Origin of the sequence: Azospirillum sp. B4 (genome assembly GCF_000333275.1) — a bacterium.
Taxonomy (GTDB): Bacteria; Pseudomonadota; Alphaproteobacteria; order Azospirillales; family Azospirillaceae; genus Nitrospirillum.
The window spans coordinates 1-5,791 of the sequence record NZ_BACU01000389.1; the positions used below are offsets into that span (position 1 = coordinate 1).

Genomic DNA, 5,791 nt, shown 5'->3' on the forward strand with positions numbered 1-5,791 from the left:
TTTCCTAAAACAAAAGCAAGGGATGCCGAATTGAGCGAGGATGGTGTAACCGGTTGCGTACAATTCAAATATACGCCCCACCGGTACCAGAACCCCGCGTGCAACGCAGCCCAACGATGCATGCGGTACTTGTTTTCACCTTGGTAAGGTTTTGCTAATAAACCGGCCGTAAACAATCGGTCGTCGTCACGAACGCAGGCCAGGCAGCGGGTCCCACACCCCCCTGTTTTGCGTTGCACAGAATGGCGGACCCTGGGGCAGCAGAGAAGAGAGATCACGATGAACGCGAAGTTTATGGGCATTCTGGCCACCGTTTCCCTTTTTGTCGCCGGCCCCGCGCTGGCCGAGTGCAGCACGCACGCCAACCCGCCGTCCATTCCGGATGGTGCCGCCGCCACCACCGAGCAGATGACCAGCGCCAACGCCTCGGTTAAGGGCTACATGGCCGACATGCAGGACTTCCTGAAGTGCCTGGAGAACGACAAGGCCGCCGGCTCCGCCAAGTACAACGCCGCCGTCGACCAGATGCAGAGCATCGCGAACGAGTTCAACAAGCAGCTGCGCGCCTTCAAGGCCAAGGGCTGATCGCCCGCGCTGCTGAGCGTCCATCCTGGACGCGATAGCGCGTACGTTTGAAAAAGGAAGGATGGGCCCACGGCCCGCCCTTCCTTTTTTATTGCCGTTCATGGGGCGGCGGACCAGTCCAGCCGGTCGGCGCGGCGTAGGGCCGGGAACCACCAGCACCATAGCGCCACCACGGCCACCGTGCCGATACCGCCCACCACCACCGCCAGTTCCGTGCCCAGCCAGGAAGCGGTCAGGCCGGATTCGAACTCGCCCAGCTGGTTCGACGCGCCGATGAACAGGCCGCTGACGGCGCTGACCCGGCCGCGCATCTCGTCGGGCGTACCCAACTGCACCAGGGTCTGGCGGACGAAGACACTGACCATGTCCACCGCCCCCATGACCAGCAGGCTGAGAAGGGCGATGGCGGGAGAATGGGTCAGGCCGAAGACGATGGTGGCCAGGCCGAAAACGCCGACGCAGGTCAGCATGACCGGTCCCACTCGCCGCTTCAGCGGCCAGGCGGCCAGGGTCAGGCCCACCAGGATGGCGCCGGCCCCGGGCGCGCCGCGCATGACACCCAGCAGCATGGGGCCGGTCAGTCCCAACAGGCCAGCGTCGGCGGAAAACTGGTCACGGGCCAGCGCCGGCAGCAGCGCGGTGGCCCCACCCAGCAGCACGGCGAACAGATCCAGTGAAATGGCGCCCAGCACGATGGGCTGATGGCGGATGTAGCGGACGCCGCCCAGGATGCCGTCCCAGCTGACCGGCGCGCGGGCGATGGAGCGCGACGGCGCCTTGATGCCCACGACGATCAGGCCGGCCAGCAGCAGGAAACCGGCCCCCACCCCGAATACCCAGTTGTGGAAGGCGGCATAGAGCACACCGCCCAGGGCCGGCCCCACCACGCCCGCCACCTGCATGGCGGAGGAGCTGATGGCCACGGCGTTGGGGAAATCCGCCTTGGGCACCAGGTTGGGCAGCAGGGCGGAGGAGGCTGGCGCCTCGAACGCGCGGGCGGCGCCGAACAGCATGACAGCGGCATAGACCAGCCACACCGGCAGGTCGGGAGAGGCCAGCACCACCCCGGTCATGGCCATGGCCACCGCCTCCACCGCCACGCAGGTGGTGATGATGAAGCGGCGGTCCAGCCGGTCCGCGGCATGGCCGGTGACCAGCACCAGGCCCACCGACGGCAGGAACTGCGCCAGGCCGATCAGGCCCAAATTCATGGTGCTGCCGGTACGGTCATAGACGGCCCAGCCGGCGGCCACCGCCTGGATCTGCAGGGCGCCCATGGACAGGATGCGGGCGAACCAGTAGCGCAGGAAGGCCGGGTGGCGCAGCGCCCCGCCCCAGCCCCGGCCGGGGGCCTGGTCCTCGGACGGAGTGATGTCAGGAGAGGGAGTGCTCATTACTGTCCTGCGGGGTCGGGCACGGCGATGAAGGATCCGGCCGGGCCGGGATAGACCACCGGGCTGGCATAGCCGTCCCTGGACACGGCGGAGACGCCGAAGAACCAGTCGTCGATGACCACGTTGGGCAGGGTCACCGTGGCGGCGTCGCCGGCCCAGCGGTCATGCTCCCAGGTGGGGGCGACGGTGTCGCGCCACCAGACGCGATAGCCGACGGCACCCGGCACCTTGGCCCAACTGAGGGTGGTGTCGTGCTTTAGCGCCCCCTCCACCTTCACCTCGGTCGGCGGCGCCGGCGCCCAGGCCAGGCTGGCCATGGTCAGGGCGTTGAGTCGCGTCACCTGGGCCAGATAGGGAAAGTCCACGCCGTCGATGGTGTCGCCATAGCGCACGCCGCCCTCGGTGCGCAGATCCTGGTGCTGGCGGGTGTAGTTCTCATGCGCCTCGGTCACGCGCACGGCCGGATATCCCGCCTCCAGGAAGGGCACCTGGTCGCCGCCGCGGCCGAAGCGGTCGGTGCGATAGACCATGCGCACGCTGAAATTGTCCATATAGCGGTCGGCGATGGCGCTCATGTACCGCGCCAGGTTGCGCGACGGGCTGTCGACCTCGCCGCCGGAATAGCGGCGCTGGTTGGCCTGCTTCACCGTTTCCACCGCCTTGGTGCCTTCGGAGAAGACGCGGACGTGGGTGTTGTCCACCACCCCGTCCTCCCCCTGGGTATTGCCGACGATATCGTTGTTGAGGTCGGCCTCCAGCGTCCAGCCCTGGGCCTTGGCGTAGTCGGCCAGGACCTTGCCGCCCAGCAGGCCCTGTTCCTCGCCCGACAGGGCGGCGAACACCAGGGTGGCGCGGAACTTGTGATGGGACAGCACCCGCGCCGCCTCGATGGCCGCGGCCACGCCCGAGGCATCGTCGTTGGCGCCCGGCGCGTCGGCCGTGGCGTTCATGACATCGGTGACGCGGCTGTCCAGGTGGCCGGCGATGACGATCACCCGCTCCGGCTCTTCCGTGCCTTTCAGCACGGCGACCACATCCATGACCTCCGTCGGGTTGGGCACGCGTTTGCCGGTCACGGTCTGGGCCGGCGTCACCACGGTCAGGCATCCGCCGCAGTCCTTGGAGATGGCCTCGAACCGGCTCTTCACCCAGCTGCGGGCGGCACCGATTCCCCGATCCGGAGACGTGGTGTCGGACAGGGTGTGGCGGGTGCCGAAGGACACCAGCTTTTCGATGGTGGCGTGCAACTGCGCCGGATCCACCTGGGCGGCGATCTCCCGCAGTACGGGATGATCATCCACCGGGCCCACGGCCGATGCCTCAGGCGCCGACGCCTCAGGCCTGACCGGTTTCGCCCCGGCGCCAAAGCCATAAAGCGCCGTTCCCATCATCAGGGCGGCGGACAACATGCGTAGGGGCCGTTGGAGCGGGGGCATGGGGCCTCTTATGGTTTGGGGACGGAACTGCCAAGGCTCCCACGATGCGGGAAGGACCGGCGGGCAGGCAAGCGCCGGTGCGCGGGTCGCATCATCGCAAGCGACAGCCCTGCCATGCCCGGGTGGTCAGGCGTCCCCGGCCAGATGGTCGGCCGCCACTTGCGCGACAGCCAGCAGGCGGGCGTCGGCACCGCGCGGGGCCAGCAGTTGCAGACCCACCGGCATCCCCGCCGCATCGGTACCCACCGGCAGGGTGACGGCCGCCATGTCGCCCAGGTTGGCGACGCAGCAATTGCGCAGCGCCAGCAGGTTGGCGCGGCCATAGGCCAAGGGATCCGATAGGTCGGCCAGCGGCGGCGGGGTGATGGCCACGGTGGGCAGCGCCACCACGTCCACGTCATGGAACATCCCCTGCGCCCCGGCGGCGAAGTGGTCCAGGAAGGCGACGCGCTCGGCATAATCCAGCACATCGGCCGCCGCACGGATGCGCGGGCCGACGAAGATGTCCAGGTTGGGCAGCCAGTCGGGCAACTCACGGCTGAGGAAGCCGAAAATCTCCGCCCCCGCCAGGCCGCCCCGGCGGAACAGGGCCAGCGCCTCCTCCAGGTCCGGGACCGCCACCGTGCCCACCGGGCGGAACAGGTCCTCCAACCGGTCCAGCGCCGCCTCCACCGCCGCGACCACACCGGGGCCGCAGTCCTGCCACAAGGCCGCTGGCGCCCTGCCAATGCGAAAGGCACCGCCATCCGCCAGCGGCTCGATGGCGGAACCGGTCAGCAGGCGGTAGCCCGCCGCCAGGTCGGCCGCTGTCAACGCCAGGATGCCCACCGTGTCCAGTCGGGGCGACAGCGGCACGATGCCGTTGGTCGGCAAATGCCCGCGCGAGCTCTTGTAGCCGTAAAGCCCATTCCACGCCGCGGGAATGCGCACCGATCCCGCCGTGTCTGTGCCCAGGGCGAGCAGGGCGGAGCCTTCGCGCAGGCTCAATGGCGCGCCGGTGCTGGACCCGCCGGGCACGCGGTGCACGGCTGGATCGGCGGGATTGCGCGGCGTGCCCCAATGCCCGTTGGCGCCCAGACCACCGAAAGCGAATTCCACCATGCGCGTCTTGCCGGTGACCACGGCGCCCCGCGCCAGCAGGGCGGAAACCACGCCCCCCGGCCGGTTCCAGGCGCCCGGCAGCCGGCGGGGGGACCCGGCGAACACCGGCCAGGTACCGGAACATACCGTTCCGGTCCCGTAATTATCCTTCAGGGACAGGGGAATGCCATCGAACTCGCTGAGCGGGGCCCCGGCCCGGCGACGCGCATCAGCGGCATCGGCCTGGGCCCGCAGCAGTCCGGCATTGAAGGCGACATAGGGATTGTCGCGCCCGTCCGGACGGTCGGCACGGGCGGCGACGCAGGCCTCCGCCAGGTCGCGGGCGGTCAGAGTGCCGTCGGCAAGGGCGGCGAGGGCGGTGGTAAGGTCCATGGGGGCGCCTTCGGGATGGGGCGGGTTCAAGCCGGCGGCAACCCTGGCACGGGCTGCGGCCCGGCGGCAAGCGCATCGGCAGGCGCGGCAATAGGACGCCATATCCCGCCGCTATCAAATCCATATCCCCCCTGCATTTCACAAGGCCGGGTGGCGGGGGTTAGCGTTCAGCCATCGCAACCACCCACCTTGAGGGGACTTTGAAAATGCAGACCACCACCACCCATACCTCCATGAGCCGCCGTCTGGGCCTTGGCCTGATCGTCGCCACCGCCGTCGCCGGCGCCACCCTGGCCGCCGCCCCGGCCAAGGCCGCGGACATGGAAAAGTGCTACGGCGTCGTGAAGGCCGGCCACAACGACTGCAAGACCGACAGCAACTCCTGCGCTGGCCACGCCACCAAGGACCGTGACCCGGGCGCCTTCATCGCCGTGCCGGCCGGCACCTGCGCCAAGATCGCCGGCGGCAGCACCGAACCCGCCAAGAAGTAAGCCGTCAACCAGGGAGGGGCGCCATCATGACCACCATGGCCAGGGGCATCACCGGCATCGGCCTGAAGGCCCGCCATACCGCCGAGCTGCTGGCCCGGCGCCCCTCCCTGCGCTTCCTGGAAGTGCACGCCGAGAACTACATGGGCGGCGGCGGCCCGCCCCACCGCTGGCTGACGGCGCTGCGCGAGGTCTACCCCCTGTCCATCCACGGCGTCGGCCTGTCGCTGGGCGGGGCGGAACCGCTGGACGCGGCCCACCTGGTCGACCTGGCCGCCGTGGTCGACCGCTACCAGCCCGAGCTGGTGTCCGAACACCTGGCCTGGTGCCGGATCGACGGCACCTACCTGAACGACCTGCTGCCCATCCCCTATACCGACGCCAGCCTGGACCTGGGGCCGCCCATATCGCCAGA

Annotated in this window: 6 protein-coding genes; 3 read left to right on the forward strand and 3 right to left on the reverse strand. The window is 69.2% G+C overall.

Annotated features, from left to right (window positions below; translation table 11 throughout):
* The first annotated feature begins 279 nt into the window (after positions 1-279).
* Positions 280-585 carry a hypothetical protein gene (locus I55_RS17260; protein ID WP_148293795.1) on the forward strand — a complete coding sequence of 102 codons (306 nt, stop codon included), beginning with the start codon at positions 280-282 and terminating at the stop codon, positions 583-585.
* Between the two features lie 98 nt (positions 586-683).
* On the opposite strand, the gene I55_RS17265 is transcribed toward I55_RS17260, so the two are convergent.
* The 3 genes from I55_RS17265 to I55_RS17275 all read right to left on the reverse strand — a co-directional run bounded on the left by I55_RS17265 (position 684) and on the right by I55_RS17275 (position 4,888).
* Positions 684-1,979, reverse strand: a complete 1,296-nt coding sequence (locus I55_RS17265; RefSeq protein ID WP_083901188.1) for an MFS transporter — start codon at positions 1,977-1,979, stop codon at positions 684-686.
* Positions 1,979-3,415, reverse strand: coding sequence for a M20/M25/M40 family metallo-hydrolase (locus I55_RS17270; protein ID WP_199902627.1), 1,437 nt, complete (start codon positions 3,413-3,415; stop codon positions 1,979-1,981). The genes I55_RS17265 and I55_RS17270 overlap by 1 nt, the downstream gene beginning before the upstream one ends.
* A gap of 126 nt (positions 3,416-3,541) precedes the next feature.
* Positions 3,542-4,888: an amidase gene (locus tag I55_RS17275; RefSeq protein WP_044561820.1), complete on the reverse strand. Its 1,347-nt coding sequence runs from the start codon at positions 4,886-4,888 to the stop codon at positions 3,542-3,544.
* A 206-nt stretch (positions 4,889-5,094) separates the two neighbouring features.
* Between I55_RS17275 and I55_RS17280 the strand changes: the two genes are divergently transcribed.
* Positions 5,095-5,379 (forward strand): DUF2282 domain-containing protein, encoded by a 285-nt coding sequence (locus I55_RS17280; protein WP_252181190.1) that lies wholly within the window; start codon positions 5,095-5,097, stop codon positions 5,377-5,379.
* Between the two features lie 26 nt (positions 5,380-5,405).
* On the forward strand, positions 5,406-5,791 hold a 386-nt coding region (locus I55_RS17285; RefSeq protein ID WP_044561821.1), incomplete at its 3' end, for a DUF692 family multinuclear iron-containing protein.

Coding starts and splice junctions, on each gene's coding strand:
- I55_RS17280 (WP_252181190.1), top strand. CDS start 5,095: ATGCAGACCACCACCACCCATACCTCCATGAGCCGCCGTCTGGGCCTT.
- I55_RS17260 (WP_148293795.1), top strand. CDS start 280: ATGAACGCGAAGTTTATGGGCATTCTGGCCACCGTTTCCCTTTTTGTC.
- I55_RS17265 (WP_083901188.1), bottom strand. CDS start 1,979: ATGAGCACTCCCTCTCCTGACATCACTCCGTCCGAGGACCAGGCCCCC.
- I55_RS17275 (WP_044561820.1), bottom strand. CDS start 4,888: ATGGACCTTACCACCGCCCTCGCCGCCCTTGCCGACGGCACTCTGACC.
- I55_RS17270 (WP_199902627.1), bottom strand. CDS start 3,415: ATGCCCCCGCTCCAACGGCCCCTACGCATGTTGTCCGCCGCCCTGATG.